A 26,767-nucleotide genomic window follows, 5' to 3' on the forward strand; every position below is an offset into this window, starting at 1 on the left:
ATGTGGCAGAGTTATGTGAACGGGCTGTTGGTAGCCCTCGGCCTGATCATGGCCATCGGGAGCCAGAATGCCTTTGTACTGGCGCAAAGCCTGCGCCGTGAACATCATCTGCCCGTGGCGGCGCTGTGCGTGGTGTGCGATGCACTGTTGGTGGCTGCGGGAGTGTTCGGCCTGGCGACGGTGCTCGCGCAAAGCCCGGTGCTGCTGGCGGTTGCACGCTGGGGCGGGGCGGCTTTCCTGATCTGGTACGGGACGTGTGCGCTACGCCGGGCCTGTTCGAAACAGAGCCTGGACCAGGCTGACAACCTCAAGGTGCGTTCACTGCGCGCGGTGCTGTTGAGTGCCTTGGCCGTCACCTTGCTCAACCCTCACGTTTACCTGGACACCGTGTTGCTGATTGGCTCACTCGGTGCCCAGCAAACCGAGCCAGGCGCCTATGTGGCCGGTGCCGCCAGCGCATCGCTGCTGTGGTTCGCCACCCTGGCGCTCGGCGCGGCGTGGCTGGCACCCTGGCTGGCGCGCCCGGCTACCTGGCGCCTTCTGGACCTGTTGGTGGCCGTGATGATGTTCAGCGTGGCCTATCAATTGATCAGCGCCTGACGAATATTCCAAAACGCTCTGGAACCTCTATCCCACACAGTTGTTGCGTGGTTTTGCCGCAACCCCGGTGCTATGATCCGGACCCTGCGCCGCAAAGAGTACAAACTCCCCGGCGCTTGTTTGGCCGCCCGTGATCGGCCTTGCGCTCACCGCAACTGACCTGATTAGGAGAATCATCATGGCTTTCGAATTGCCGCCGCTGCCCTACGCACACGATGCCCTGCAGCCGCACATCTCCAAGGAAACCTTGGAATATCACCACGACAAGCACCACAACACCTATGTCGTGAACCTGAACAACCTGGTGCCAGGCACCGAGTTCGAAGGCAAGACCCTGGAAGAGATCGTCAAATCCTCTTCGGGCGGCATCTTCAACAACGCCGCTCAGGTCTGGAACCACACCTTCTACTGGAACTGCCTGGCGCCAAACGCCGGCGGCCAACCCACCGGCGCGCTGGCTGAAGCCATCAACGCTGCGTTCGGTTCGTTCGACAAGTTCAAGGAAGAGTTCACCAAGACGTCCGTCGGCACCTTCGGTTCCGGTTGGGGCTGGCTGGTGAAAAAAGCCGACGGTTCCCTGGCCCTGGCCAGCACCATCGGCGCCGGCAACCCGCTGACCAGCGGCGACACTCCGCTGCTGACCTGCGACGTATGGGAACACGCCTACTACATCGACTACCGCAACGTGCGTCCAAAGTATGTGGAAGCGTTCTGGAACCTGGTCAACTGGAAGTTCGTGGCTGAGCAGTTCGAAGGCAAGACCTTCACTGCCTAAGCACGGTTTGCAGTAAAAAAGAGCCCGGCGAATGCCGGGCTTTTTTGTCGGTGGTGGAACCGAGCGGCGTGAAGCTACCACCCAGATAAGGAGAGGAATTCGCCCCTCACCCTGTCGGAGAAATAACCATGTCTATTGGAGCACTCGCAGCACTGCCCATCATTGGCGACCTCGCCAAAGTCGCCGGAGAGATCACCAAAGCGATCACCCCGCTCATCCAGCCCTTCGCCGATGCCGCTGCGAAGAAGCTATTTGCCGCAGACACCACCGCTCAGAACGATCAGAAGAAAATAGAGTTCGCCAAGACCGTCGATACAAAGATTTCCTACGCGTTTTCCAAGTCAGCGTAACCGTCCGCCCCTGATGCAACCTGAGGGCCTGTTGCGTTTATCAGGCAGGCGGACACAAATCCGCCTTGCCGCGCGCGCCCTGCCCCTCGCAAACCGCCCCTGTCCGTGCCAAACCCGCCGTTGCCCCAATGTTCCTTTGACTGCCATGCCCAGATTGCCAATACTCATGGCATATTGAAGGCCACCCGCATGAGACAAGGAATGCCCCTTTGAAGCTGGAACTCAAGAACAGCTTGTCGGTGAAGTTGCTACGGGTTGTGCTGCTGTCGGCGTTGATCGTGGGCGTGGCGCTGAGCGTGGCGCAGATCGTCTTCGATGCCTACAAGACGCGCCAGGCCGTGGCCGGCGATGCCCAGCGCATCCTCGACATGTTTCGCGACCCTTCGACCCAGGCCGTCTACAGCCTGGACCGCGAAATGGGCATGCAAGTCATTGAGGGTCTGTTCCAGGATGACGCCGTACGCATGGCGTCCATCGGCCATCCCAATGAAACCATGCTGGCCGAGAAGAGCCGCGCCTTGCAGCAGGCGCCCAGCCGCTGGTTGACCGACCTGATTCTTGGCCAGGAACGTACCTTCACTACGCCCCTGGTCGGCAAAGGCCCCTACAGCGAGTACTACGGTGACCTGAGTATCACCCTCGACACCGCCACGTATGGCCAGGGTTTTATCGTCAATTCGGTGATCATCTTTATTTCCGGGGTGCTGCGGGCCTTGGCCATGGGCCTGGTGCTGTACCTGGTCTATCACTGGCTGCTGACCAAGCCGCTGTCGCGGATTATCGAGCACCTGACCTCGATCAACCCCGACCGGCCCAGCGAACACAAGATCCCCCAGCTCAAGGGGCACGAGCGCAATGAATTGGGGCTGTGGATCAATACCGCCAACCAATTGCTCGAATCCATCGAGCGTAATACCCACCTGCGCCATGAAGCCGAAAGCAGCCTGCTGCGCATGGCCCAGTATGACTTCCTGACCGGCCTGCCGAACCGCCAGAAACTGCAGGAGCAACTGGACAAGATCCTCATCGACGCAGGTCGCCGGCAACGGCGCGTGGCGGTGTTGTGCGTGGGGTTGGATGACTTCAAGAGCGTCAACGAGCAGTTCACCTACCAGGCCGGCGACAAATTGCTGCTGGCCCTGGCTGATCGCCTGCGGGCCCATAGTGGCCGCCTCGGCGCCCTGGCCCGATTGGGTGGCGACCAGTTCGCCCTGGTACAAGCCGATATCGACCAGCCCTACGAGGCTGCCGAGCTGGCACAAAGCATCCTTGACGACCTGGAAGCAGAGTTTGCCCTCGACCATGAAGGCATCCGCCTGCGCGCCACCATCGGCATCACCTTGTTCCCGGAAGACGGCGACAGCACCGAAAAGCTCCTGCAGAAAGCCGAACAGACCATGACCCTGGCCAAGACCCGTTCGCGCAACCGCTATCAGTTCTATATCGCCAGCGTCGACAGCGAAATGCGCCGGCGCCGAGAACTGGAAAAAGACCTGCGCGAGGCCCTCAGCCGCGACCAGTTCCACTTGGTGTACCAGCCGCAGATCAGCTACCGCGACAATCGCGTAGTCGGCGTGGAAGCCCTGATCCGCTGGCAGCATCCTGAACACGGCCTGGTGCCACCCGACTTGTTCATCCCCCTGGCGGAACAGAACGGGACGATTATCTCGATTGGCGAATGGGTACTGGACCAGGCTTGCAGGCAGTTACGCGAATGGCATGACCTGGGTTTCACCAGCCTGCGCATGGCGGTCAACCTGTCCACCGTGCAATTGCACCACACCGAGTTGCCGCGGGTGGTCAACAACCTGATGCAGATCTACCGCCTGCCGCCGCGCAGCCTGGAACTGGAAGTCACCGAAACCGGCCTGATGGAAGACATCAGCACCGCTGCCCAGCACCTGTTGAGCCTGCGCCGTTCCGGAGCGTTGATTGCCATTGATGACTTCGGCACCGGTTATTCATCCCTCAGTTACCTGAAAAGCCTGCCCCTGGACAAGATCAAGATCGACAAGAGCTTCGTTCAGGACCTGTTGGATGATGATGACGATGCCACCATCGTGCGAGCGATCATCCAACTGGGCAAAAGCCTGGGCATGCAGGTGATCGCCGAAGGCGTGGAGACCGCCGAGCAAGAGGCGTACATCATCTCCGAAGGCTGCCATGAAGGTCAGGGTTACCACTACAGCAAACCCTTGCCCGCGCGGGAGCTGGCGGCTTTCTTGAAGCAGGCGGAGCGCAATAACGCGGCGATTCTCTGACCCGTCAAAACGATACTGAATATTTCCCGCTTTAAACTCTTTACACAAAATGCAAATCTTTCGCATTATGTCGCAGTTTTTGCGCTCCCCCGCGCGCCCTATCAACAACCGAAGCAGGATGTTCGCCATGATTCGTATGCCCCTGGCCACCGCCAGTCTGCTGGCCATTGCCATTTCTCTCGCCGGTTGCGGCGAAGGTAAAGACAAGGCCGCAGCGCCCCAGGCGCCGACCCCGGCTGCCAGCACTACCGCTCCAGCGGCTGCCACGCCTGCCGGCAAGGTCGACGAAGCGGCCGCCAAGGCCGTGGTCGCGCATTACGCTGATATGGTGTTCGCGGTGTACAGCGATGCCGAGTCCACTGCAAAAAAACTGCAAACCGCGGTCGATGCGTTCCTGGCCAAGCCGAACGCCGACACCCTGAAAGCCGCGCGTGATGCCTGGATCGCCTCGCGCGTTCCGTACCTGCAGAGCGAAGTGTTCCGCTTCGGCAACACCATCATCGACGACTGGGAAGGCCAGGTGAACGCATGGCCGCTGGACGAAGGCCTGATCGACTATGTCGACAAGTCCTACGAACACGCCCTGGGTAACCCGGGCGCCACTGCCAACATCATCGCCAACACCGAGATCCAGGTCGGCGAAGACAAGATCGACGTGAAGGACATCACCCCGGAAAAACTCGCCAGCCTCAATGAGCTGGGCGGTTCCGAGGCCAACGTTGCCACCGGCTACCACGCCATCGAATTCCTGCTGTGGGGCCAAGACCTCAACGGCACAGGCCCAGGTGCCGGCAACCGTCCTGCGTCAGACTACCTGACCGGCGACGGCGCCACGGGCGGCCACAACGAGCGTCGTCGTGCCTACCTGAGCGCCGTGACCCAACTGCTGGTCAGTGACCTTGAAGAAATGGTCGGCAACTGGAAACCCAACGTCGAAGACAACTACCGCGCCACCCTGGAGGCAGAGCCTGCCACCGACGGCCTGCGCAAAATGTTGTTCGGCATGGGCAGCCTGTCCCTCGGCGAGCTGGCCGGTGAGCGTATGAAGGTTTCCCTGGAAGCCAACTCGCCGGAAGACGAACACGATTGCTTCAGCGATAACACCCACAACTCGCAGTTCTACGACGCCAAGGGCATCCGCAACGTCTACTTGGGCGAGTACACCCGCGTTGATGGCACCAAGCTGACCGGCGCCAGCCTGTCGTCCCTGGTGGCCAAGGCCGACCCCGCTGCCGACAGCGCCTTGAAGGCAGACTTGGCAGCGACCGAAGCGAAGATCCAGGTCATGGTTGACCACGCCAACAAGGGTGAGCACTACGACCAACTGATCGCCGCCGGTAACGACGCAGGCAACCAGATCGTGCGCGATGCTATCGCTGCACTGGTCAAGCAGACCGGTTCGATCGAAGCGGCTGCGGGCAAGCTGGGTATCAGCGACCTGAACCCGGACAACGCTGAGCACGAATTCTGATCAGTACGCTGTTGAAAAAGGCGACCTTCGGGTCGCCTTTTTTGTGCCACCTATCTGGCCATCTCTATCCCCTGTGGGCGCTGGTTTGCCTGCGATAGCGGAGGGTCAGTGATACCGGTTCCAACGGATACACCGCTATCGCAGGCAAGCCAGTTCCACCTTTGTACCCTGTCGCCTCGGACGGCCCGGTTTACAACACCTGCACCGCAGGTAGAATGGCGCCACCCCTCAACACCCGAGCTCACTTCATGGCGTTGCCGACCCTACGCATCATCGGTTTCATCATCGGCATCTTCCTGATCACCCTCGCAATCGCCATGGTCGTGCCCATGGCGACCCTGGTGATCTTCGAACGCACCAGTGACCTGCCCTCCTTCCTATGGGCCAGCATGATCACCTTCCTCGCGGGCCTGGCCCTGGTGATCCCTGGCCGCCCCGAGCACGTGCACCTGCGCCCGCGGGACATGTACCTGCTGACCGTCAGCAGCTGGGTAGTGGTGTGCATCTTCGCCGCGCTACCGTTCCTGTTGACCCAGCACATCAGCTACACCGACTCGTTCTTCGAAAGCATGTCGGGCATCACCGCCACCGGCTCCACCGTGTTGAGCGGCCTGGACACCATGTCGCCGGGCATCCTGATGTGGCGCTCGCTGCTGCACTGGCTCGGCGGCATCGGCTTTATCGGCATGGCCGTGGCGATCCTGCCGTTGCTGCGCATCGGTGGCATGCGCCTGTTCCAGACGGAATCCTCGGACCGCTCGGAAAAGGTCATGCCCCGCTCACACATGGTGGCGCGGCTGATCGTGGCGGCGTATGTGGGCATCACTATCATCGGCAGCCTGGCGTTCTGGTGGGCGGGCATGGGCCTGTTCGATGCAATCAACCATGCGATGTCGGCGATTTCCACGGGTGGGTTCTCCACCTCCGATGAATCCCTGGCGCACTGGAAACAACCCGCCGTGCACTGGGTGGCCGTGGTGGTGATGATCCTCGGCAGCTTGCCGTTCACCCTGTATGTGGCCACTTTGCGCGGCAACCGCAAGGCACTGATCAAGGATCAGCAAGTACAGGGTTTGCTCGGGTTGCTGCTGGTGACTTGGCTGGTACTCGGCACGTGGTACTGGTGGACCACCAACCTGCATTGGCTGGACGCCCTGCGGCATGTGGCGCTGAACGTGACGTCGGTGGTCACTACCACGGGTTTCGCGCTGGGGGACTACAGTCTGTGGGGCAACTTCTCACTGATGCTGTTCTTCTACCTGGGCTTTATCGGTGGCTGCTCGGGTTCTACGGCAGGCGGCATCAAGATCTTCCGCTTCCAGGTCGCCTATATCCTGCTCAAGGCCAACTTGAACCAGCTGATTCACCCACGCGCGGTGATCAAGCAGAAGTACAACGGCCACCGTCTCGACGAAGAGATCGTGCGTTCGATCCTGACCTTTTCGTTTTTCTTCGCCATCACCATTTGCGCCATCGCCCTGGCCTTGTCGCTGCTGGGCCTGGACTGGATGACCGCCCTGACCGGCGCCGCGAGTACCGTGTCCGGCGTAGGTCCCGGGCTGGGGGAAACCATTGGCCCGGCGGGCAACTTCGCCAGCCTGCCGGACGCGGCAAAATGGATTCTGTCGCTCGGCATGCTGCTGGGCCGGCTGGAGATCATTACAGTCTTTGTTCTGTGCATCCCTGCATTTTGGCGCCACTGACCGTCGACGCTTCCTGCAACCGCGCCCGATATTCGCCGGGCGTGGCATCGAACCAGCGACGAAACGCACGGAAGAAGTTGCTCGGGTCGGCAAAGCCCAGCAGGTAGGCAATTTCCAGCAGGGTCATGCTTGGCTGCGCCAGGTACTGCTCGGCCAATTCACGACGGGTATCATCGAGCAGGGTCTGGAAGCTGGTGCCCTCTTCCTGCAGACGCCGTTGCAAGGTGCGCTGGGACAGGTGCAACGTCTGGGCCACCACTTCACGCTTGGGCTCGCCCTGGGGCAATAGGCGGCACAACACCTGCCGTGCCTTGTGGGTCACGCGGCTTTCCGAAAAACGCGCCAGGTACTCGCCGGCAAATCGATCATGCAGCAGTGCCATGGCCTCGTTGGCCGTGGGCAGTGGCGCGTCCATATCGGCCGGTTCAAAAATCAGCGCGTCATAGGGCGCGTTGAATTCCAGCGGCGCATGGAACGCTTGTTTGTAGGGGGCCAGGTCTGCCGGTTGCTCACCTTGCAACACCACCTTGCGCGGCTGCAGGGTCCGACCGGTCAGCCAGCCGCAGAGGGCCAGGGCACTGGCCAGCGACGCTTCGGCACTTTGCCGCGTGGGGGGTAGATGATCACCGTGCACCGTCAGAATCAGCGCGTAACCTTCGGGGACCCGTCGGAAACTCAGGTCGGCACTTTCGGCAATGATCCGCTGGTAGCGCACCAGGCGCATGAAACCTTCAGCCAGCGTGTTGCTGGACATCAGCGCATAACCGGCCACATGAAACGACGCGGGGCGCACCACCTTGCCCATGTTCAAGCCAATTGCCGGGTTGCCGGACACCTCGACCGCCCGTTGCCACAATCGCGTCATGGCGTCTTGCGGGAAACGCGCATCGGGGTCATCCAGGGCGGCATAGTCCAGGCCGAGCTGCTTGAACAAGGCGCGGCAATCCAGGCCGTCCATTTCCAATGCCTTGACTATCCCCATCGCCCAGCTTGCAGAAGTTGTTCGTTCGCTCATGGCGTCTTCTTATAAAAGCAGGCTCAAATGGCAGCCAGGAAGCCAAGGATACTAAAGTGGCATCTATTGTCACTGGCTGTTACCACTGATCACTCTAGACTCAAATAAGCTCCCCGCCGAACATCTGTTAGGCGGCATAACAATCAAAGGGCCGTTCACCGTGGAAAACGTCAAGCGATTCAATAGCTTTGCTGAGTTCTACCCCTATTATCTGGCCGAGCACGCCAACAGCACGTGCCGTCGCCTGCATTTTATCGGCACCACACTGGTCATCGGCATCCTGGCCTATGCCATCGGCAAAGGTTCGCTGGGCTTGCTGATTGCCTTGCCGATTGCCGGCTACAGCTTTGCCTGGATCGGCCACTTCTTCTTCGAAAAGAACCGCCCGGCCACCTTTCAGCACCCGCTCTACAGCCTGCTGGGGGATTTTGTGATGTATCGCGACATGATTCTGGGCAAGGTGCCTTTTTAGGACGACGACCGTTTAAACGATGAAAGTTCATACATCCGTCGACATAAAAATCTTTTTGTCATTTGCAGTGCTGTATCCTGCCAAGGCTTTTTGAGAGCGCGGAATCACCTGCGATTGAAAAAACAGACTTTGCGAGGAGCGACGACGATGCACGAGATACCTAATCTCCCCTTCCCAAGCCTGCACCCTACAGAGCAGCCAACACCGCAGCAGGCCAGCGACAAACAGCCTGAGGCCAAAGAAGCAAAACCAGTCGACAGCGAAAGCCGGGACTGACGCCGTACCAGACCGTGTGGAAAGCGCGACATTGAGCGCTTTCCACACTGCCTGAATCAATCGAGACGCCCCCATGACCGATACACTTCCCGACAACCCGGATACCGCCGTACTCGACGCCGCCCTGCAAATGGTCGAGATCTGGAACCGCCTCAGCGCGGACAAACAAGCCGCACTGCTCAAGCGCTTCGGTACTCAGGAAAACGCCCTGGCCGCCCTGGTCACTACGCGATTACTGGCCCCGTCACAGCCCTGATGGGTGCTTGATCGACAGTTTTTTTAGTTTTAGCCGCACGCCCGGCTAAAGCGCCGGTATCATTAGCAGCCTATCTTTACCTGCTGCGACAGTGGACCTCTCCCATGCCCGATACCCAGCGCCCCATGGCGGTCACGCTGCAAGTTGTTTCCATCGTCTTGTTCACCTTCATTGGCTACCTGAATATCGGTATTCCCCTGGCCGTGTTGCCGGGCTATGTCCACAGTGAACTGGGCTACGGCGCGGTCATTGCCGGCCTGGTGATCAGCGTGCAATACCTCGCCACCCTGCTGAGTCGCCCCTATGCGGGCAAAATCATCGATAACCTGGGCAGCAAGCGCGCTGTACTCATTGGCTTGGTCGGGTGTGGCCTGAGCGGTGTGTTCATGCTGCTCGCGGCGTGGTTCTCGAGCCTGCCGGCGCTGAGCCTGGGCAGCCTGCTGATCGGCCGCCTGGTGCTGGGCAGCGCTGAAAGCCTGGTGGGCTCGGGCGCCATCGGCTGGGGCATCGGCCGGGTCGGTGCGGCGAACACCGCCAAAGTCATCTCCTGGAACGGCATCGCCAGCTACGGCGCGTTGGCCATCGGCGCACCGTTGGGCGTGTTGCTGGTGAGAAACTTCGGGCTGTGGAGCATGGGCGTCAGCATCATCTTGCTGGCGATCGTCGGCGTGTTGCTGGCCTGGAACAAAGTCGCCGCCCCCATCCTCGCTGGCGTGCGCCTACCCTTCATGAATGTACTGGGCCGGGTATTGCCCCACGGGTGCGCGCTGGCCCTGGGGTCCATTGGCTTTGGCACCATCGCGACATTCATCACCCTGTATTACACCACCCAGCATTGGGACAACGCGGTGTGGGCCCTGAGCCTGTTCGGCGCCAGTTTTATCGGGGCACGCCTGCTGTTTGGCAATTTGATCAACCGCATCGGCGGGTTTCGCGTGGCGATTGCCTGCCTGTCGGTGGAGATTCTCGGCCTGCTATTGCTGTGGCTGGCACCGGACGCGAACCTGGCCCTGGCCGGCGCAGCATTGAGCGGCTTCGGTTTTTCCCTGGTGTTTCCGGCCTTGGGCGTGGAGGCCGTCAACCTGGTGCCGGCCTCCAGCCGTGGCTCGGCGGTGGGGGCTTATTCGCTGTTCATTGACCTGTCGCTGGGCATCACCGGCCCCCTCGCCGGGGCTGTGGCAGCAGGCTTCGGCTTTGCGTCGATCTTCCTGTTCGCCGCCCTCGCCGCCCTCGGTGGCCTGCTGCTGAGCGTGTACCTGTACCGCCAGGCACCCAAGGCCCGTGAAGCACGCGGCGACTAGAAGTCGACCTTGCCGCGCCCAGCCTTGATGCTGCCGCGCTTGGTCTTGGATTCGAGGCGACGTTTTTTCGAGCCCAGGGTCGGCTTGGTCGGGCGGCGCTTCTTCTCCACCTTGGTGGCGCTGAGGATCAACTCCACCAGACGTTCCAGCGCATCCGCACGGTTTTGCTCCTGGGTCCGGTACTGCTGGGCCTTGAGCACCAGCACGCCTTCGCTGGTGATACGGCTGTCGCGCAACGCCAGCAACCGCTCCTTGTAGAAGTCGGGCAGCGACGACGCCGGGATATCAAAGCGCAGGTGCACCGCGCTCGACACCTTGTTGACGTTCTGCCCACCGGCGCCTTGGGCACGAATGGCGGTCAGCTCGATCTCGGCATCGGGCAGGTGGACGTTGTTGGAAATCACCAGCATGGGCAGCGGGATCCTCTGTGGGGGTAGCCAAGGATACGCGAATGCGCTCGCGCCTATTCCTGAAACAACAAACCCGGCGCATGGCCGGGTTTGGTTTACCTCACGCACGCCTCACTTCACGGCTGGAGCAGCCACCTCCAAGGCTCGCTGCGCACTGCGCTTGTTCTTGATGCCGTAACACACCCACATGAACGCCACCCACACCGGGATCGCGTATACCGACACTTGAATCCCCGGGATCATCAGCATGATCACCAGGATGAACACCACGAACGCCAGGCACACATAGTTGCCGTACGGGTACCACAGGGCCTTGAACAACGGCACCTGGCCGGTGCGGTTCATGTGCTGGCGGAACTTGAAGTGGGAGAAGCTGATCATCGCCCAGTTGATCACCAGCGTGGCCACGACCAGTGACATCAGCAGTTCCAGTGCGTGTTGCGGGATCAGGTAGTTCATCAGCACCGCGACCAGGGTGATTGCCGCCGAGGCAAGGATGGAGCGCACCGGTACGCCGCGTTTGTCGATCTTCGCCAGGGCTTTAGGCGCATCGCCCTGCTCGGCCATGCCCAGCAGCATGCGGCTGTTGCAGTAAGTGCCGCTGTTGTACACCGACAGCGCCGCGGTCAGGACCACGAAGTTGAGGATATGCGCGGCGGTGTTGCTGCCCAGCATCGAGAACACCTGCACGAACGGGCTGCCGCTGTAGGCGTCGCCGGAGGCGTTGAGGGTCGCCAGCAAGCTGTCCCAGGGTGTCAGCGACAGCAGTACCACGAGGGCGCCGATGTAGAAGATCAGGATGCGGTAGATCACCTGGTTGATCGCTTTCGGGATCACGGTGCGTGGCTGGTCGGCTTCGGCTGCGGTGAAACCAAGCATTTCCAGGCCGCCGAAGGAGAACATGATGATCGCCATGGCCATCACCAATCCGCCGACACCGTGGGGGAAGAAGCCACCGTGGTCCCACAGGTTGCTCACCGAGGCTTGTGGCCCGCCGCTGCCGCTGACCAGCAGGTAGCTGCCCAGGGCGATCATGCCGACAATGGCCACTACCTTGATGATCGCAAACCAGAATTCGGCCTCACCGAAGACTTTGACGTTGGCCAGGTTGATCAGGTTGATCAGCACGAAGAACGCCGCCGCCGAGACCCAGGTCGGGATCTCCGGCCACCAGTAGTGCACGTACTTGCCGACAGCCGTCAGCTCCGACATGCCCACCAGGATGTACAGGATCCAGCAATTCCAGCCCGACAGGAAGCCGGCGAACCCGCCCCAGTATTTGTGGGCAAAATGGCTGAAGGAACCGGCAACGGGCTCTTCGACGATCATTTCGCCGAGCTGGCGCATGATCATGAAGGCAATGAAGCCGCAGATGGCATAGCCCAGGATCATCGACGGGCCGGCGGACTTGAGCACCCCGGCCGAACCGAGGAACAGGCCGGTGCCAATGGCGCCACCAAGGGCGATCAACTGGATATGGCGGTTTTTCAGGCCGCGTTTCAGCTCGCCTGAAGAGGAATGGGGTCCACTCATGAAAAGGGTCTCACGCAAGGTTTGAGGATGTTGACTGCAGGTTGCTGCCTTGAATTACCGACTCAAGCAGCGCCGCTCAAACCCCAGCGCAGGCACCAGGAGTACAGCGTCTTTCTAACGGTCATGCGTCACCTGTTTGTTTTTATCTGTGACGAAATCGAACCCGTCCGGCTCGTGGCCAGGCGGAGTGATCAGGGTAGGTAAACCCTGAGGTCTTGGCCTGTTGCGTGGTTACGCAAGGGGGTCACAGTAAAACGCGGCGCATTGTACACCGCTCGCAAGCTTCGGGCCGCCTTCGAAAAGCGCGTGCGACGATCTGTCAGCTAATCCTTACAGGACAGGATCAGCCAATATTGTCGGCATCTACGCGTAAATTAATCGTTACAGCACGGAAAATTAACGTTACAGCTGTAATCTGAATAAAAATTGGCGGTAGGAAATTTCCGAAAGATTAGTCGCGCCAGTTGCCTGTATTTATTCAAGAAACATCCAGCGGCGAAAAACAGAAGAAAAAATCCAAATGAGACCGTGTCAATAAAAATTTTGCATTTTGAAACACTCTCTCCTAGGTTCTTCCCACTTGCCAGCGAAGCCCGTTGGCAAGCCGTTCTCAAACAACGTCCTCTAGGAGATACACCATGCAAGCACTGGAAAACGACCTGGAAACCGAACTGCAACTCGACGATTGGTTTGAAGCGCCGACCCATGAGGCCGCCGTTGAAATGATGCAAGCCGATGCCGTTGTGCCATTTGGCACCGCGATGTGGCCATTCTAAAAACCGGCAGGCATTCGGCAGGTGCTGTGCACGGCACCTGCCCCCTTACCCAAGGCACAGAAGGAAGTACGTCATGGACAAGGCCCGCGCCGTCGAACACTTTCTCTACTACCTCGCGCACCACCCGGCGCTCAGCGGCTTGAGCTGCCCCACCGTTTTGCTCGGCCATACCGAGCGCTACGACGCCATCGCCCAGGCGATCACCCACAGCAGCGCCGCCCGCTTCAATGTTCAGTTGCAGCGCCTGGACCTGGCCGTCAGCGAGACCCTGGCCGAGGCCATTGAGGCCTGCGACCTGTACCTGTTCCTCTACGATTCCTCGACCTTGCCCAACCCACGCGCCGAAGGCCCGGACTTTATCCGTGCCCTGCAAGGCGTGATGGCCGAACACTGGAAGAAATCCCTGCTGTTCAAGGACTATGGCGACTATTTCTACGACACCTTCAGTGTCGAGCCCCAGCGCATTGCCGACCTCAACGCCACGCTGATCCGGCGCATGTCCCAGGCCACGGTCCTGAGCTTCACCGACAAGCACGGCTCGCGGCTGGAAGCGCCGATGAGCAGCATCAAGAAGTGGACCAATATCAACGGCGTCGGTAACCACGACCTCGCCCCTGGCGAGATCGCCACCCACAGTGAGGCCATCAACGGCCAGGTGCGGTTCGTCGGCACCTTTCTGAGTACCATCCCGTTCGCGCGCAAATATGGCGTGCTGGAGTCACCGCTGGAGCTGTGGATCGAGAACTCGACGATCTGCAGCGTGGCCAGCGAGGTGCCGGGGTTGGCGGATGATTTCAATAAGTACCTGAATGCCAACCCGTCGAATCGGCGCGTCGAGGAGTTGGGGATTGGGACCAACGAAGGCGTGAAGGATCTGTATGCGCGCAATGCCGGGTTTGAAGAACGCCATTGCGGGTTGCACCTGGGCCTGGGTGGCGGGCAGAAAGGCAGCCATCACCTGGATCTGATCTTTGCCAGTGGGGTGTTGGCGCTGGACGACAAGCCAATAATGGTTGATGGGGCCTGCACACTCTAAGGGTCTGTTCCCACTCTATATCCCAGCCAAAGCTGAACGAGCTTTATTAAATGGCAGCCTGTATTGCCTTTATAAAACCCTTAACGGCCTAACCATTCGCTTAGCTCAGCGATGCAGCACTTGACGCGCAGCATCGCTGGCTCGACGAACAAGTATAGATACCTGAACGAGACATCTTTCCTTAAAAAGCATAGCCTTTTATGCAAAATCAGTCTTATTACCTGTCAACTCTCACAGATGCCAAACATGACCATCCACTCTATTTTCTCATTAGCGGTCGTACTGCATCGGCCTCCAGACTGGGGGGCCCGAGCGGCACGCTCCCCCTACCCTAGAGGCCTGCAAAATGAGACTATTTATCCGTGTGTTATCTGCAACTTTGCTGTCCACCCTCTTACTTTCACACCCGGTAATGGCACAGGCGATAGATCAGAAAGAGATAGTAGTAGCCGACGCAGAAAATGACGCATTGATAGAAAGATTAAAAGCCGAGCAGGCTGAAAGGGAAAGAGCACGAAAAGAATATAACGACAGTTTTTACACTCAACCAAAAGTTGTCGAAGACACGCCCTGTGTAAAGGCCTGGAAAGAAAGCGGGGCTTATCACAGCTGCCAGGTCAACCCCATCGATATCAAAAGTGCCGGCGACAATTTATGCACACTGTCCACCGTCTCCTGCCCTGAAGCAAATCCATCACAATCGACACTTTGGAGCACTGGCAAAGCCAACAACAACTTAGTGTCAACTCATTCTAAAATCAATGAAATAACCACCACCCTCAGCAATGTGCAGAGACTTCAAAACTGTGATGGTGTGCTAAAGACATCTTCGTGCTAACTCAAACACGCTCGTCTTTTCGCGTCGAACACGCCCGATAACGGTGGCGTCCCGCCCCCTAAAAAGAACCAACAACATCTCACTGTCATTACGATGTTGTTGGTTCTGTATCAGTGGCACATCTTTACGAAACCTTAACGGTATCTCACTACCTTTAAGGCTTTTTAAGCATCACTGCGGCTTCTTGCGACCAAAACCCGGACGCTGACCCGAACCGGCCGGCGCACCACGGCGCTTGCCCGACGGCTCGTCCGCGACCAGTTTCGGGCCGGGGCGCTTGTTCGCTGCCGGCTTGGCTGGACGCTTGGTGCTGGCGTTGTCGGCTGGGCGATCGGCTTCACCACGGTTGCTGCGACCACCCGCAGGGGCAGGACGCGGCGTGCGTGGAGCGCGCTCGCCTTCCTGACGCGACGGTGCGGTTGGGCGGCGTTCACCTTCGATCTGCGGTTCACGGGAGATACGACCGCCCGTAGCGGGCGCATTCAACGCTGGGCGCAGGGTGCGGGCCACACGTTCGGTGCGGGCCACAGGGCGCGACGATTTACGCTGCATACGCTCAAGCTTGTCTTTGCTCTTGGCATTCATCTGCGGCATCGCGACCGGCGTCAGGCCGACTTCGGCGCTGAGGATGTCGACTTCGTACTGGCTCATCTCGCGCCAGCGGCCCATCGGCAGGTCGGAGTTGAGGAACACCGGGCCGAAACGCACGCGCTTCAGGCGGCTGACCACCAGGCCCTGGGATTCCCACAAACGACGTACTTCACGGTTACGGCCTTCCATCACCACGCAGTGGTACCAGTGGTTGAAACCTTCACCACCGGGCGCTTGCTTGATGTCAGTGAACTTGGCCGGGCCGTCTTCGAGGACGACGCCTGCTTTCAAGCGCTCGATCATCTCGTCATCGACTTCGCCACGCACACGCACCGCGTATTCGCGGTCCATCTCGTAGGATGGGTGCATCAGGCGGTTGGCCAGTTCACCGTCGGTGGTGAACATCAGCAAGCCGGTGGTATTGATGTCGAGACGACCGATGTTGATCCAGCGGCCTTCTTTGGGCTTTGGCATCTTGTCGAACACGGTCGGACGGCCTTCCGGGTCGTCACGGGTGCAGATCTCGCCGTCGGGCTTGTTGTACATGATCACGCGGCGCACCGATTCGGCGGCCTCTTCACGCTTGATGACCTTGCCATCAATGGTGATTGCATCGTGCAGGTCGACGCGCTGGCCGAGGGTAGCCTCGACGCCGTTGACCTTGATGCGCTTCTGGGTGATCCAGGCTTCGACGTCGCGGCGCGAGCCCACGCCGATACGCGCCAGCACCTTTTGCAGTTTTTCGCCTGCTGGGCCGATTTCCTGGCTGTCGTTCTGGTCTTTGTCGTTCATCGTAAGCACCTCCCGGTGGGTCGATTCAGGCGTGGCCTGAAGAGTATTGAAAGCGGGGCTTTGGCCGAATAGATCGGCAAAGGGTCGCGAATCATACGCGCATGGCGCGCATTGCGCATCAGAGACTAGTCGATAAGCACCCAGTCATTTGCTTTTCCGCCGACCGGTGGCCCCCAGGGCCAGCAGGCGCAGCTCGGCTTCGGCCAGAACCGTGCGCTTGTCGGCTTTGTCGAGCTTCTTCCAGGCGCGGATCTCACGCTTGCTACGGCCACAGCCGACGCAGATGTCGTCGCTGAATTTGCAGATGCTGATGCAGGGGTCCTTGGTGGAGCTCATGTTTTGTCCCTGACACTGGAGATTCAAATGTGGGAGCGGGCTTGCTCGCGAATGCGCCGGTACAGTCAATGCATGTGCACACTGATACACCGTATTCGCGGGCAAGCCCGCTCCCACAAGAGTTCGGTGGTGTTTGCCCGAACGGGTCAGTCCTCGAACTGGCGCCGCTCGGCCTCGATCGCTTCGGCCAGCGCCCGGGCCTCGTCTTCCTCATCGCTCAGCGGTGGCTGGTCGAGGGCGGCGACGGCGGCCAGGAGTTTTTCGCGGGCTTCGGCCACGCCGAGAATGTCCTCCTCGGGCTCTGGTTCTGCTTCGACTTGCGGCTCAACCTCAACGTTCACTTGGGTTTGCGGCTCCGCCGCGCCATCACGCAACAAGTCGTCGAAGTCAGTCTTGATGCCCTGCTCCATGTCGTCCAGTTCCAGCAACAACGTATGGAAGCTGGTCTCGTCCTTCGGTTCTTCCGGCTCGGCGCTGGCGTCGGCCAGTTCCTGCAGGCTGGCCGGGACGGGGGCGTCATCGAAGTCGAGCACCGGCTCGGCCTCCATTTCGCGCAGTTCGGCCAGCGGCGGCAAGTCGTCGAGGTTCTTCAGGTTGAAGTGGTCGAGGAACACCTTCGTGGTCGCAAACATCGCCGGTTTGCCGGGCACGTCGCGGTAGCCGACGATACGAATCCACTCGCGCTCCAGCAGCGTCTTGACGATATGGCTGTTGACCGCCACGCCACGCACGTCTTCGATCTCGCCCCGGGTGATCGGCTGGCGATAGGCAATGAGCGCCATGGTTTCCAGCATCGCCCGTGAATAACGCTGCGGGCGTTCTTCCCACAAACGGCCGACCCAAGGGGAAAACTTCTCACGGATCTGCAGGCGATAACCCGACGCTACTTCACGCAGTTCAAAGGCACGGCCTTCGCAGGATTTGCGCAGGATTTCCAACGCTTTCTTGAACACCGGCGGCTCCGGCCGCTCGGCTTCCTCAAACAGTTCGAACAGGCGCTCCAAGGATTGCGGCTTACCCGAGGCCAGTAGGAAGGCCTCCAGCAGCGGCGCCAGTTCGCGGGGTTCAGTCAGATTCATCGATTCAGCCCTTTATTCGGCTCGCGCCCGCACGTGGATAGCCGCAAAAGGCTCATTCTGGACCAACTCGACCAAGGACTCCTTCACCAACTCCAGGATCGCCATAAAGGTCACCACCACCCCCAGGCGCCCTTCTTCGGCGGTGAACAGCTCGACAAACGGCACGAAGCCGCCGCCCTTGAGACGCTCCAGCACATCGCTCATGCGCTCGCGGGTCGACAGCGCCTCACGGCTGACCTGATGGCTTTCAAACATGTCGCCACGGCGCAGCACCTCGGCCATGGACATCAGCAACTCTTCCAGGCTCACGTCCGGCAGCAGCTTGCGCGCGCGGGCTTCCGGCGCGTCGAGCTTGGGCACCACCACGTCGCGGCCCACGCGACTCAAGCCGTCGATGCCCTCGGCGGCGGCCTTGAAGCGTTCATACTCTTGCAGGCGGCGGATCAGTTCGGCGCGCGGGTCGTCTTCCTCGGCTTCTACCGTCTCCGAGCGCGGCAGCAGCATGCGTGACTTGATCTCGGCAAGCATGGCGGCCATCACCAGGTACTCGGCGGCCAACTCCAGGCGCACCGACTGCATCAGCTCGACATAGCCCATGTATTGACGGGTAATTTCCGCCACCGGAATGTCGAGGATGTTGATGTTCTGCTTGCGGATCAGGTACAGCAGCAGGTCCAGCGGGCCTTCGAAGGCTTCAAGGAAGACTTCCAGCGCGTCCGGCGGGATGTACAAATCCAGGGGCATTTCCATGACCGCCTGGCCATACACCATGGCAAACGGCAGTTCCTGCTGCGCGCCCGCCTGGCTGTCGACGGTCTCCACGGCCGACATTCAGGCCTCGACCATGAACGGAGCCGGGTCGCCGCAACCCACACGGATCACTTCGGGTTCGCCGTCCGCCAGGTTGATCACGGTGGAGGCCTTGCCACCACCAAAACCGCCGTCGATGATGAGATCGACCTGCTTCTCCAGCAGTTGGCGCATTTCGTAGGGGTCTTCGAGCGGCTCGGTGTCGCCGGGCATGATCAGCGACACGCTCATCAGTGGCTCACCCAGTTCGGCCAGCAACGCCAACGCGATGGGATGTTCCGGCACCCGCAGGCCGATGGTGCGCTTCTTGGGGTGCAGCAGCAGGCGCGGCACCTCGCGGGTGGCGTTGAGAATAAAGGTGTAGGGCCCCGGCGTATGGGCCTTGAGCAGGCGGAAGGTCCCCGTGTCGACCTTGGCGAACAGCCCCAACTGGGACAGGTCGCTGCAGATCAGCGCGAAGTTGTGCTTGTCGTCCAGCTGACGCAAGCGTCGTACGCGCTCGACCGCGCCCTTGTCGCCGATCTGGCAACCAATGGCGTAGGACGAATCCGTTGGGTAGATCACCACGCCGCCGGCGCGAATAATCTCGACGGCCTGTTTGATCAGGCGCGCCTGGGGGTTTTCCGGATGAATCTGGAAGAATTGACTCACGTGTTCTACCTGTTCAGACGGTGGCAATAATGGGGTCATGCTTGAATCGCCCCCACAAGAGCGGCAAATCTTCCGGGACCGCGCGGTACTCGCCGATCTCGGACCAGCCGCCTGGGCCATGAAAATCACTGCCGGCACTGACCAGCAGACCAAATTCGCGAGCAAGTATCGCCAGGCTACCCACCTGTTCGGCAGGTTGATGCCCGTTGACCACTTCAATTGCGTGGCCGCCCGCTCCAATATAGTCGGCAATCAGCTTGCGGCGCTTGCTGCGGGTGAAATCGTAATGCCAGGGGTGGGCCAGGCTGACCCAGGCACCGGAGGCTCGCAACGTCTCGACGGTGTCTTCCAGGGTCGGCCAGTGTTGCTTCACATCCCCCAACTTGCCAGCGCCCAACCATTTGCGAAAGGCTTCGGCGCGGTCCTTGACGAAACCTTCACGCACCATCCAGTCGGCAAAATGCGGTCGGGCCGGTGCATTGCCGCTGTCGCCCAGTTCCTGCTGGATGGCGCGGGCGCCTTCCAGCGCCCCGGGCATGCCTTTAAGGCTGAGCTTGCGGCTTATTTCTTCGGACCGCAGCCAGCGGCCATCGTGCAATTGGGCGATGGCCGCGACCAACGGCGGGGCTAGCTGGTCGAAACCATAGCCGAGCACATGAATGGTGGCGCCGCCCCAGGTGCAGGACAATTCCACGCCATTGACCAGTTGCATGCCAAGTGCCTGCGCAGCTTCGCGGGCCTCGTCGAGGCCTTCGAGGGTGTCATGGTCGGTCAACGCCAGGACTCGCACGCCTTTTTCAAACGCACGCGCAACCAGCACCGCAGGCGCCAGGGCGCCGTCGGAGGCCGTGCTATGGCAGTGCAAATCAACATTCACGGGGATGTGTAACCTCAAGTCAGCTGGCGCTTTCGCTACCTAGGATGTTTGTTATTATGCCGCCACATCCAGCTTCTGGCTCTTACTGTGAAACAATTCATCGACTTCATCCCGCTGTTGCTGTTTTTCATCGTTACCAAACTCGACCCCAGGGTCATCGAAATCGCCGGCCACGAGCTGTCGTTCGGAGGCATCTACAGCGCCACCGCCGTGCTGATCATCAGCTCTATCGTCGTCTACGGCGCCATCTTCATCTCCCAGCGCAAGCTGGAAAAAAGCCAATGGCTCACCCTGGTCGCGTGCCTGGTATTCGGCGGCCTTACCCTGGCCTTCCACAGCGAAACGTTCCTCAAATGGAAAGCGCCGGTGGTCAACTGGCTGTTCGCCCTGGTCTTTATCGGCAGCCACTTCATCGGTGACCGCCTGCTCATCAAGCGGATCATGGGCCATGCGCTGACCCTGCCGGAGCCCGTGTGGACACGCTTGAACGTGGCCTGGATCGTGTTCTTCCTGTTCTGCGGCGCCGCCAACCTGTTCGTGGCCTTTACCTTCCAGGACTACTGGGTCGACTTCAAAGTATTCGGCAGCCTGGGCATGACCGTGTTGTTCCTGGTCGGCCAGGGTATCTACCTGTCGCGCCACCTGCATGACGCCGCCCCTACCACGCCAAAAACCGAGGACTGACATGCTCTACGCCATCATTGCCACCGACGTTGCGAACTCGCTGGAAAAACGCCTGAGCGTGCGCCCGGCCCATGTCGAACGCCTCAAACAGCTGCAGGCCGAAGGTCGTATCGTACTGGCCGGCCCGCATCCTGCGGTGGACAGCAATGACCCGGGCGATGCCGGTTTCACCGGTAGCCTCATCGTCGCCGAGTTTGCCTCGCTGGCCGATGCCCAGGCCTGGGCCAAGGCGGATCCTTATGTTGCTGCCGGCGTTTACGCCGACGTCGTGATCAAGCCGTTCAAGCAAGTCCTGCCTTGATTCCGGCCGCGCCGAACCTAATCGGTTCGGCGTACTCCTAATTGCTCATTATTCTGGGTAACCTGCCGACAACGTTCTGAATATTCGTGTGGAATCAGGAGTTCCGATGCGCTTACGTCAGTTGTGTCTGTTGGCAGTGGTAATGATCGGGGCTACGGCCCACGCCGAAGAAACCTCGAGCACCGGCAGTTCCACGCCCCTGTCCTTGAGTGCCGGCGCCCAGATCACCGAGTTGCAGCAACGTTTGAAGGAAAGCGAGCGCCAGCGTGAAGAACTGGGCAAGCAACTGCAAAGTGCCGACGCTGCCCGCGAAAGCGCCCAATTGAGTCGCCTTCGCCAAGAGAACCAACGCTTGGCCCAGCAACTCAAAGAGACACAGGGCGGCGCCTTGACCCGATGGCTGACCGAACAACAACAGTGGTTCGTCACCGGCGGGGCCGTCGCACTGATCGCCCTGCTGTGCGGGATCTTCGCCAGCGGTGGGCACCGTCGCCGTCGACAATGGCTAAATTGAGTGAGTCATGAGCGAGCTGTTACTGATAGATGATGACCAGGAGCTCTGCGAGCTGCTGACCAGTTGGTTGAGCCAGGAAGGCTTCCAGGTGCGCGCCTGCCATGATGGCTTGAGCGCCCGCAAAGCCTTGGCCGACAGTGCCCCGGCCGCCGTGGTGCTCGACGTGATGTTGCCTGACGGTAGCGGGCTTGAGCTGCTCAAGCAATTGCGCAACGATCACCCGGAGCTGCCGGTGCTGATGCTATCGGCCCGCGGCGAACCGCTGGACCGCATCCTCGGCCTGGAATTGGGCGCCGATGATTACCTGGCCAAGCCCTGCGACCCACGCGAGCTGACTGCCCGCCTGCGTGCCGTGCTACGCCGCAGCCACCCTGCCGCCGTGTCCACCCAGCTTGAGCTGGGCGACCTGTGCTTCAGCCCGGTGCGCGGCGTGGTCAGCATCGATGAACAGGAGTTCGCCCTCACCGTCTCCGAGAGCCGCCTGCTGGAAGCCCTGCTGCGCCAGCCCGGCGAGCCATTGGACAAACAGGAGCTGGCGCAGATCGCCCTGGGCCGCAAGCTGACCCTGTACGACCGCAGCCTGGACATGCACGTGAGCAACCTGCGCAAAAAGATCGGCCCACACCCGGATGGCCGGCCACGGATCGTGGCGTTGCGTAGCCGTGGTTACTACTACAGCCTCTGAGGAGGCTTCAAGTTGCAAGCTACACGCGGCAAGTGAAACGCGCTGACTTGCCGCTTGCCGTTGGAAACGTGCAACTGCCGCCCTTACCAAACCTTTACCCTCCCCTGACGGCGGCTGACCTTGATCTCCGTAATCTACTCACATCCGGACTCACCGGAATAGAGACAGGAGAATCACCATGCGCAAGACCCTTATCGCTTTGATGTTCGCCGCTGCCCTGCCAACCGTTGCCATGGCTGCAATGCCCGAAGGCCCAGGCCCGATGGGCGGCCCTGAAGGCCACATGATGGGCGGCCCGGGCCACGGCGGTGAACACGGTCCGCGTGGCAAAGGCGGCCCCTTCAGCCAGTTGGACCTGAGCAAAGAACAGCGCGAGCAGATCGGCAAACTGATGGGCGACCAATGGCACGCTCGCAAAGACCTGGTCAAAAAGTACCTGGACAAACTCCCGGCCGCTGACCAGAAAGCCATGCAAGACGAAATCGCCGCCGGCAAGCAGAAAACCCAGGCTGACATCCGTGCCGTGTTGAAACCCGATCAGCAGAAGAAATTCGACGAGATCGTCAAGAAGCAGGAACAACGCCGCGCCGAGTGGAAGGAATTCCAGGCCTGGAAAGCGCAACAGCCGCAAAAAGCGCAATAATGCGTTAGCGTCACTCCCACAGCCCAGTGGCTCGCGCCGCTGGGCTTTTCCTGTTTGAGGGTTTCCTGTGCGTTCATTGTTCTGGCGCATCCTGGCCAGTTTCTGGCTGGCCATCGCCTTGGTTGCCGGGTTGTCGATCCTGCTTGGGCACATGCTTAACCAGGATGCCTGGATTCTCAGCCGCCATCCCGGTCTCAGCAACTTGCCCGAAGAGTGGACCCAACTCTACGAAGCACAGGGCGAGGACGCCGCCCAGGAATTGCTGCAACAGCGCAAGCGCCAGTATCACATCGACGTGCAAGTACTTAATGAAAGCGGCGAGCCCGTGGTGCGTGGTACCTTCCCACGCCGGGCCGCCGCCTTGGAGGCCCGGCAGAGCGACAGCCAGGACAGCCACCTGCCCTGGCGTCGCCTGACCGCCGAATACACCAGCGAGAAGACCGGCGACACTTACCTGCTGATCTACCGCATTCCCCACCCGGAACTCGACGCCTGGCACCGCAACAGTTTGCTATGGCCGCTGAGTGCACTGGCGATTGCGCTGGTGGTGCTGACCCTGTTCAGCCTGTTGGTCACCCTTTCCATCACCCGCCCGCTCAGCCGACTGCGCGGTGCGGTGCATGACCTCGGCCAGACCACCTACCAACAGAACAGCCTGGCGCAACTGGCCAACCGTCGCGATGAATTCGGCGTGCTCGCCAACGACTTCAACCGCATGGGCGCCCGCCTGCAAAGCCTGATCGGCAGCCAGCGCCAATTGCTGCGCGACGTTTCCCACGAACTGCGCTCACCCCTGGCCCGCCTGCGCATTGCCCTGGCCCTGGCCGAACGCGCCAGCCCCGAAGAGCGGGAAAAACTCTGGCCACGCCTGACCCGCGAATGTGATCGCCTGGAAGCGTTGATCAGCGAAATCCTGGTATTGGCGCGCGTGGATGCCGATAACGCCAGCGCCGAAGATGTCGACCTCATCCCACTGCTCAAGACGTTGCAAAAGGACGCTCAATTGGGCGCGCCGGACCAGGTGGTGCAACTGAACGCCGACACCGACCTGCACCTCAAAGGCTGGCCAACCATGATCGAACGCGCCGTGGACAACCTGCTACGCAATGCCCAGCGCTTCAATCCACAAGGCCAGGCGATTGAGCTGCACGCCCAGCGCCAGGGCGAGCGCATCCTGATCAGCGTGCGCGACCACGGCCCAGGCGTTGACGCCGAACACTTGAGCCAATTGGGCGAACCGTTCTACCGCGCCCCCGGACAGACAGCACAAGGCCACGGCCTGGGCCTGGCGATTGCCCGACGCGCGGCCGAACGCCATGGCGGCAGCCTGATCCTGGCCAACCATCCTGACGGCGGTTTCGTTGCCAGCATCGAGTTACCGTTGGAGCCGGGGGTTGCCACAGCGGCCTGATGATCTTCTATAGTGGCCCTTCTCTTACGGAGGGCCTTTGATGACTGACCTGCTGACCCCCATCCAAGCCGCACTCGATCTACCGCACACGCCACTGACCTTTACCGAAGCCGGCGCCCTGCCCTCGACCTTCGCTGTCACCGACCTGGCCAGCGCCAGTATCGGCGCCGCCGGCCAGGCCGTGGCTCAGCTTATCCAGCAGCAGACCGGGCGCCTGCCCAGCATCAGTGTGGACCGGCGTCTGGCGTCTTTCTGGTTCTCCTCCTCGATTCGCCCGATCGGTTGGGACGTCCCACCGTTGTGGGACCCGGTGGCCGGCGACTACGCCAGCGCCGATGGCTGGATTCGCCTGCACACCAACGCGCCTCACCACCGTGCCGCCGCCGAACGGGTGCTGGGCACAGTAGTCGACCGCAGCGAAATGGCAGTCAACGTAGCTAAATGGAAGGCCGCTGAGCTGGAGCAGGCCATTGTCGACGAAGGTGGCTGTGCAGCGCAGATGCGCTCCTGGCAGGCTTGGCAATCGCATCCGCAAGGCTTGGCGGTGAACGCCGAGGCCTTGGTGCAGCGCCAGACCTATGAAAACACCCTCGACACCCCCTGGCTTGGCTCGGCCGCGCGGCCGCTGGCGGGCCTCAAAGTGCTGGACCTGACCCGCGTACTGGCTGGTCCCGTGGCCAGTCGCTTTCTCGCGGGCCTCGGCGCCGATGTGCTGCGCATCGACTCCCCGACCTGGAACGAACCCGGCGTAGTGCCGGAAATGACCCTGGGCAAACGCTGCGCCCGCCTGGACCTGAAGAGCCCCGAAGGCCGGCAGCTATTCGAAAGCCTGCTCAAGGACGCCGACATCCTGTTCCACGGCTACCGCGCCGACGCCCTGGAACAGCTGGGCTACACCACCAGCGCCCTGCAAACCCTGGCCCCCGGACTGATCGACGTGAGCCTCAACGCTTACGGCTGGAGCGGCCCGTGGCGTAATCGGCGAGGTTTCGACAGCCTGGTGCAGATGAGCAGCGGGATTGCCGACGCGGGCATGGCCTGGAAACAAGCTGACAAACCCGTGCCGCTGCCGTTGCAGGCATTGGATCACGCGACCGGGTACTTGATGGCCGCCAGTGCGATTCAAGCCTTGAGCGAACGCTTGAAATCCGGACGCGGTGGTTCGGCTCGGTTGTCACTGGCGCGCACGGCGAAGTTGCTGGTGGAGGCGGGACAGGTGCCGGAGCAGCCGGCGTTGCGCGCTGAAGAGCCGGGGGACCAAGGTTTGGTAGTAGAGCAAACAGCCTGGGGCCAAGCCCATCGGTTGCTGGCCCCGCTGACGATCAGCGGCACGCCGTTGCAGTGGGATCTAGCGGCTGGGGAATTGGGTTCACACCGGCCACAGTGGTGACCTGAAATCCGCTCCCCCCGGGCAAGCCGGCTCCGATGAACATAGGTATCTGCACAACTTCGTAGCATCCAACGTAACCACGATGCGAAGCGAGCCGCCGTTGATCTGGCTTTTGATCTTGCCTTTGATCTGAGGCGCCCCATCAAACACGCTGGCCGGAATTCGACAGGGATTTGGGGGGTAAACCGGCAGGGATGCCGGTTTAGCCGCCCCGCGCCATGGAGGGCGCGTGGCGGCGGCCCCCCAAATCACTGTCGGATTACGGGCACACCGAGCGTGAGCGAGGTGCCGAGTGTTGGGGCAAGAGCCCTTTGGTTACTTTGGGGCTCTTTTCCAAAGTGACCCGCTGTAAGAGCGGAACCCTTCGTAGCCGTTACCTAAATAACGGATATGTACCCGGCCTGATCCAACATTCAGGTCGGCTGTCAGGCCGCCTTCGCGGGCAAGCCCGCTCCCACAGTTGGATCGTGGCCTTACCGGTAGATTGCGGTCGGCTGTCAAGCCGCCTTCGCAGGCAAGCCCGCTCCCGCATTTGGATCGTGGCCTTAACGGTAGATTGCGGCCCGCTGTCAGGTCGCCTTCGCGGGCAAGCCCGCTCCCACAGTTGGATCGTGGCCTTACCGGTAGATTGCGGCCCGCTGTCAGGCCGCCTTCGCGGGCAAGCCCGCTCCCACAGTTGGATCGTGGCCTTACCGGTAGATTGCGGTCGGCTGTCAGGCCGCCTTCGCAGGCAAGCCCGCTCCCGCATTTGGATCGTGGCCTTACCGGTAGATTGCGGCCCGCTGTCAGGTCGCCTTCGCGGGCAAGCCCGCTCCCACAGTTGGATCGTGGCCTTACCGGTAGATTGCGGCCCGCTGTCAGGCCGCCTTCGCGGGCAAGCCCGCTCCCACAGTTGGATCGTGGCCTTACCGGTAGATTGCGGTCGGCTGT

General features: G+C 60.9%; 28 protein-coding genes. 19 read left to right on the forward strand and 9 right to left on the reverse strand.

The genetic code is table 11. The features are described 5' to 3' along the window. From CQ002_RS24365 to CQ002_RS24390, 6 genes are all read left to right on the forward strand, one after another. On the forward strand, positions 1-600 hold the full coding sequence (locus CQ002_RS24365; RefSeq protein WP_034109031.1) for a LysE/ArgO family amino acid transporter: 600 nt from the start codon (positions 1-3) through the stop codon (positions 598-600). Between the two features lie 178 nt (positions 601-778). Continuing rightward, positions 779-1,375, forward strand: coding sequence for a superoxide dismutase (locus CQ002_RS24370; protein ID WP_003212997.1), 597 nt, complete (start codon positions 779-781; stop codon positions 1,373-1,375). A 128-nt stretch (positions 1,376-1,503) separates the two neighbouring features. Then, positions 1,504-1,725 (forward strand): hypothetical protein, encoded by a 222-nt coding sequence (locus CQ002_RS24375; RefSeq protein ID WP_069078143.1) that lies wholly within the window; start codon positions 1,504-1,506, stop codon positions 1,723-1,725. Positions 1,726-1,934: 209 nt separating this feature from the next. Next, complete coding sequence (locus CQ002_RS24380; protein WP_034109033.1) at positions 1,935-3,986, forward strand: bifunctional diguanylate cyclase/phosphodiesterase; 2,052 nt, start codon at positions 1,935-1,937, stop codon at positions 3,984-3,986. 127 nt (positions 3,987-4,113) lie between these two features. Next, entirely contained in the window at positions 4,114-5,457 is a 1,344-nt protein-coding gene (locus CQ002_RS24385) for an imelysin family protein (RefSeq protein ID WP_034109034.1), read from the forward strand. Positions 5,458-5,705: 248 nt separating this feature from the next. Next, a complete protein-coding gene (locus CQ002_RS24390; RefSeq protein WP_069078144.1) occupies positions 5,706-7,160 on the forward strand; it encodes a TrkH family potassium uptake protein in 1,455 nt (484 codons plus the stop codon). Here CQ002_RS24390 and CQ002_RS24395 read toward each other — a convergent pair. Then, on the reverse strand, positions 7,117-8,175 hold the full coding sequence (locus tag CQ002_RS24395; RefSeq protein ID WP_034109036.1) for an AraC family transcriptional regulator: 1,059 nt from the start codon (positions 8,173-8,175) through the stop codon (positions 7,117-7,119). The two genes, CQ002_RS24390 and CQ002_RS24395, sit on opposite strands and share 44 nt — an antisense overlap. Positions 8,176-8,335: 160 nt before the next feature. Here CQ002_RS24395 and CQ002_RS24400 point away from each other — a divergent pair, with 160 nt between their 5' ends. The 3 genes from CQ002_RS24400 to CQ002_RS24410 all read left to right on the forward strand — a co-directional run bounded on the left by CQ002_RS24400 (position 8,336) and on the right by CQ002_RS24410 (position 10,480). Further along, positions 8,336-8,647: a DUF962 domain-containing protein gene (locus tag CQ002_RS24400; protein WP_034109037.1), complete on the forward strand. Its 312-nt coding sequence runs from the start codon at positions 8,336-8,338 to the stop codon at positions 8,645-8,647. A 349-nt stretch (positions 8,648-8,996) separates the two neighbouring features. Then, positions 8,997-9,179: a hypothetical protein gene (locus CQ002_RS24405; RefSeq protein WP_034109039.1), complete on the forward strand. Its 183-nt coding sequence runs from the start codon at positions 8,997-8,999 to the stop codon at positions 9,177-9,179. A gap of 104 nt (positions 9,180-9,283) precedes the next feature. Beyond that, positions 9,284-10,480 carry an MFS transporter gene (locus tag CQ002_RS24410; protein WP_105162775.1) on the forward strand — a complete coding sequence of 399 codons (1,197 nt, stop codon included), beginning with the start codon at positions 9,284-9,286 and terminating at the stop codon, positions 10,478-10,480. Here CQ002_RS24410 and arfB read toward each other — a convergent pair. Both arfB and CQ002_RS24420 read right to left on the reverse strand, forming a co-directional pair. Further along, positions 10,477-10,890 carry an alternative ribosome rescue aminoacyl-tRNA hydrolase ArfB gene (arfB, locus tag CQ002_RS24415; RefSeq protein WP_034109044.1) on the reverse strand — a complete coding sequence of 138 codons (414 nt, stop codon included), beginning with the start codon at positions 10,888-10,890 and terminating at the stop codon, positions 10,477-10,479. The genes CQ002_RS24410 and arfB overlap by 4 nt on opposite strands. Before the next feature lie 111 nt (positions 10,891-11,001). Beyond that, positions 11,002-12,423: an amino acid permease gene (locus tag CQ002_RS24420; protein WP_034109047.1), complete on the reverse strand. Its 1,422-nt coding sequence runs from the start codon at positions 12,421-12,423 to the stop codon at positions 11,002-11,004. Between the two features lie 638 nt (positions 12,424-13,061). Here CQ002_RS24420 and CQ002_RS28360 point away from each other — a divergent pair. The 3 genes from CQ002_RS28360 to CQ002_RS28215 all read left to right on the forward strand — a co-directional run bounded on the left by CQ002_RS28360 (position 13,062) and on the right by CQ002_RS28215 (position 15,073). Next, positions 13,062-13,199: a hypothetical protein gene (locus tag CQ002_RS28360; protein WP_003175756.1), complete on the forward strand. Its 138-nt coding sequence runs from the start codon at positions 13,062-13,064 to the stop codon at positions 13,197-13,199. Between the two features lie 73 nt (positions 13,200-13,272). Continuing rightward, positions 13,273-14,235 carry a hypothetical protein gene (locus CQ002_RS24425; protein WP_034109049.1) on the forward strand — a complete coding sequence of 321 codons (963 nt, stop codon included), beginning with the start codon at positions 13,273-13,275 and terminating at the stop codon, positions 14,233-14,235. 346 nt (positions 14,236-14,581) lie between these two features. Then, positions 14,582-15,073: a hypothetical protein gene (locus tag CQ002_RS28215; RefSeq protein WP_145980384.1), complete on the forward strand. Its 492-nt coding sequence runs from the start codon at positions 14,582-14,584 to the stop codon at positions 15,071-15,073. Positions 15,074-15,244: 171 nt separating this feature from the next. Here the strand turns inward: CQ002_RS28215 and rluB are convergent, their stop codons facing one another. The 6 genes from rluB to CQ002_RS24455 all read right to left on the reverse strand — a co-directional run bounded on the left by rluB (position 15,245) and on the right by CQ002_RS24455 (position 20,209). Then, positions 15,245-16,456, reverse strand: coding sequence for a 23S rRNA pseudouridine(2605) synthase RluB (gene rluB, locus CQ002_RS24430; protein ID WP_015885577.1), 1,212 nt, complete (start codon positions 16,454-16,456; stop codon positions 15,245-15,247). Between the two features lie 144 nt (positions 16,457-16,600). Further along, positions 16,601-16,792 carry a DUF1289 domain-containing protein gene (locus CQ002_RS24435; RefSeq protein WP_025858413.1) on the reverse strand — a complete coding sequence of 64 codons (192 nt, stop codon included), beginning with the start codon at positions 16,790-16,792 and terminating at the stop codon, positions 16,601-16,603. Positions 16,793-16,938: 146 nt separating this feature from the next. Next, positions 16,939-17,871 (reverse strand): SMC-Scp complex subunit ScpB, encoded by a 933-nt coding sequence (gene scpB / locus CQ002_RS24440; protein ID WP_034109052.1) that lies wholly within the window; start codon positions 17,869-17,871, stop codon positions 16,939-16,941. Positions 17,872-17,883: 12 nt separating this feature from the next. Continuing rightward, positions 17,884-18,582 carry a ScpA family protein gene (locus tag CQ002_RS24445; RefSeq protein WP_164365898.1) on the reverse strand — a complete coding sequence of 233 codons (699 nt, stop codon included), beginning with the start codon at positions 18,580-18,582 and terminating at the stop codon, positions 17,884-17,886. A 120-nt stretch (positions 18,583-18,702) separates the two neighbouring features. Beyond that, a complete protein-coding gene (locus tag CQ002_RS24450) occupies positions 18,703-19,332 on the reverse strand; it encodes an L-threonylcarbamoyladenylate synthase (protein ID WP_015885581.1) in 630 nt (209 codons plus the stop codon). Positions 19,333-19,345: 13 nt separating this feature from the next. Then, a complete protein-coding gene (locus CQ002_RS24455; RefSeq protein ID WP_034109053.1) occupies positions 19,346-20,209 on the reverse strand; it encodes a PHP domain-containing protein in 864 nt (287 codons plus the stop codon). 87 nt (positions 20,210-20,296) lie between these two features. On the opposite strand from CQ002_RS24455, the gene CQ002_RS24460 reads away from it, so the two are divergent. From CQ002_RS24460 to CQ002_RS24490, 7 genes are all read left to right on the forward strand, one after another. Then, positions 20,297-20,893 carry a septation protein A gene (locus tag CQ002_RS24460; RefSeq protein WP_034109054.1) on the forward strand — a complete coding sequence of 199 codons (597 nt, stop codon included), beginning with the start codon at positions 20,297-20,299 and terminating at the stop codon, positions 20,891-20,893. Position 20,894: 1 nt separating this feature from the next. Further along, complete coding sequence (locus CQ002_RS24465) at positions 20,895-21,194, forward strand: YciI family protein (RefSeq protein WP_015885584.1); 300 nt, start codon at positions 20,895-20,897, stop codon at positions 21,192-21,194. Between the two features lie 106 nt (positions 21,195-21,300). Next, complete coding sequence (locus tag CQ002_RS24470) at positions 21,301-21,708, forward strand: translation initiation factor 2 (protein ID WP_069078149.1); 408 nt, start codon at positions 21,301-21,303, stop codon at positions 21,706-21,708. A 7-nt stretch (positions 21,709-21,715) separates the two neighbouring features. Beyond that, positions 21,716-22,393, forward strand: a complete 678-nt coding sequence (locus CQ002_RS24475) for a response regulator transcription factor (protein ID WP_003193803.1) — start codon at positions 21,716-21,718, stop codon at positions 22,391-22,393. A gap of 178 nt (positions 22,394-22,571) precedes the next feature. Next, positions 22,572-23,036 carry an LTXXQ domain protein gene (locus CQ002_RS24480; RefSeq protein ID WP_034109057.1) on the forward strand — a complete coding sequence of 155 codons (465 nt, stop codon included), beginning with the start codon at positions 22,572-22,574 and terminating at the stop codon, positions 23,034-23,036. A gap of 67 nt (positions 23,037-23,103) precedes the next feature. Further along, complete coding sequence (locus tag CQ002_RS24485; RefSeq protein ID WP_105162776.1) at positions 23,104-24,447, forward strand: HAMP domain-containing sensor histidine kinase; 1,344 nt, start codon at positions 23,104-23,106, stop codon at positions 24,445-24,447. A 40-nt stretch (positions 24,448-24,487) separates the two neighbouring features. Then, positions 24,488-25,837 (forward strand): CoA transferase, encoded by a 1,350-nt coding sequence (locus CQ002_RS24490; RefSeq protein WP_098467297.1) that lies wholly within the window; start codon positions 24,488-24,490, stop codon positions 25,835-25,837. Positions 25,838-26,767: the final 930 nt, after the last annotated feature.

The sequence above is a fragment of the Pseudomonas sp. MYb13 genome, assembly GCF_002980075.1.
Taxonomy (GTDB): domain Bacteria; phylum Pseudomonadota; class Gammaproteobacteria; order Pseudomonadales; family Pseudomonadaceae; genus Aquipseudomonas; species Aquipseudomonas lurida.

Bases quoted from the DNA above. Each gene is read 5' to 3' on its own strand.
- CQ002_RS24475 (WP_003193803.1), top strand. From the start codon at position 21,716: ATGAGCGAGCTGTTACTGATAGATGATGACCAGGAGCTCTGCGAGCTG.
- CQ002_RS24410 (WP_105162775.1), top strand. From the start codon at position 9,284: ATGCCCGATACCCAGCGCCCCATGGCGGTCACGCTGCAAGTTGTTTCC.
- CQ002_RS24480 (WP_034109057.1), top strand. From the start codon at position 22,572: ATGCGCAAGACCCTTATCGCTTTGATGTTCGCCGCTGCCCTGCCAACC.
- CQ002_RS24425 (WP_034109049.1), top strand. From the start codon at position 13,273: ATGGACAAGGCCCGCGCCGTCGAACACTTTCTCTACTACCTCGCGCAC.
- CQ002_RS24395 (WP_034109036.1), bottom strand. From the start codon at position 8,175: ATGAGCGAACGAACAACTTCTGCAAGCTGGGCGATGGGGATAGTCAAG.
- CQ002_RS24465 (WP_015885584.1), top strand. From the start codon at position 20,895: ATGCTCTACGCCATCATTGCCACCGACGTTGCGAACTCGCTGGAAAAA.
- scpB (WP_034109052.1), bottom strand. From the start codon at position 17,871: ATGAATCTGACTGAACCCCGCGAACTGGCGCCGCTGCTGGAGGCCTTC.
- rluB (WP_015885577.1), bottom strand. From the start codon at position 16,456: ATGAACGACAAAGACCAGAACGACAGCCAGGAAATCGGCCCAGCAGGC.
- CQ002_RS24385 (WP_034109034.1), top strand. From the start codon at position 4,114: ATGATTCGTATGCCCCTGGCCACCGCCAGTCTGCTGGCCATTGCCATT.
- CQ002_RS28360 (WP_003175756.1), top strand. From the start codon at position 13,062: ATGCAAGCACTGGAAAACGACCTGGAAACCGAACTGCAACTCGACGAT.
- CQ002_RS24435 (WP_025858413.1), bottom strand. From the start codon at position 16,792: ATGAGCTCCACCAAGGACCCCTGCATCAGCATCTGCAAATTCAGCGAC.
- CQ002_RS24490 (WP_098467297.1), top strand. From the start codon at position 24,488: ATGACTGACCTGCTGACCCCCATCCAAGCCGCACTCGATCTACCGCAC.
- CQ002_RS24390 (WP_069078144.1), top strand. From the start codon at position 5,706: ATGGCGTTGCCGACCCTACGCATCATCGGTTTCATCATCGGCATCTTC.
- arfB (WP_034109044.1), bottom strand. From the start codon at position 10,890: ATGCTGGTGATTTCCAACAACGTCCACCTGCCCGATGCCGAGATCGAG.
- CQ002_RS24405 (WP_034109039.1), top strand. From the start codon at position 8,997: ATGACCGATACACTTCCCGACAACCCGGATACCGCCGTACTCGACGCC.
- CQ002_RS24420 (WP_034109047.1), bottom strand. From the start codon at position 12,423: ATGAGTGGACCCCATTCCTCTTCAGGCGAGCTGAAACGCGGCCTGAAA.
- CQ002_RS24365 (WP_034109031.1), top strand. From the start codon at position 1: ATGTGGCAGAGTTATGTGAACGGGCTGTTGGTAGCCCTCGGCCTGATC.
- CQ002_RS24370 (WP_003212997.1), top strand. From the start codon at position 779: ATGGCTTTCGAATTGCCGCCGCTGCCCTACGCACACGATGCCCTGCAG.
- CQ002_RS28215 (WP_145980384.1), top strand. From the start codon at position 14,582: ATGAGACTATTTATCCGTGTGTTATCTGCAACTTTGCTGTCCACCCTC.
- CQ002_RS24375 (WP_069078143.1), top strand. From the start codon at position 1,504: ATGTCTATTGGAGCACTCGCAGCACTGCCCATCATTGGCGACCTCGCC.
- CQ002_RS24470 (WP_069078149.1), top strand. From the start codon at position 21,301: ATGCGCTTACGTCAGTTGTGTCTGTTGGCAGTGGTAATGATCGGGGCT.